The following is a 423-nucleotide window of genomic DNA, read 5'->3' as shown; positions in this document are numbered from 1 at the left end:
GGATAGGCCTGCAATCCACGACCATGCTGTCGCCGGTGATCTTGTGCCACTCGGCACTCAGGTCGCTCTGAGAAGGCTGAGAAGACGCTAGGAGGATCATGTGGCAGTGCGGATGCCACCCCTTGCCCTTGTTGGTCAGTTCCATTGTGTAAACGGCCCCTTCAGCTCGGCAAAGCTCAGTCCACGGGGCACGCGGAACACCTGCCTTGAAATGGCGTCGGTGCGTCAGCAGCTTGCGTAGGGACTTGCTGAGATGGTTTTGACGCTCTTCCAGGTCATCGCCGTTTTTGACCGTGAGAGTCAATAGATACGGGCGCAAGTCAGGACGTTCTTCTTGCAAGACCTGCCAGCGTGTCAGATACGCGCCAAGGGCCTTCGCTCCTCGGCGGATCGCACAGAGAGGACAAACCAGATGCTGACGGC

The 423-nt window shown here is 58.4% G+C and carries 1 protein-coding gene; it reads right to left on the bottom strand.

Annotated elements, in window-relative coordinates; translation table 11 throughout:
- Positions 1-358: protein rep (locus GHO03_RS25275; protein WP_256668784.1), on the bottom strand; the 358-nt coding region annotated here is incomplete at its 3' end.
- Positions 359-423: the final 65 nt, after the last annotated feature.

This window comes from Pseudomonas sp. FSL R10-1339, assembly GCF_009600545.1.
Classification (GTDB): Bacteria; Pseudomonadota; Gammaproteobacteria; order Pseudomonadales; family Pseudomonadaceae; genus Aquipseudomonas; species Aquipseudomonas bubulae.
Note: the sequence above shows the minus strand (reverse complement) of the source record. Positions and strands in the feature narration are given on the sequence as shown.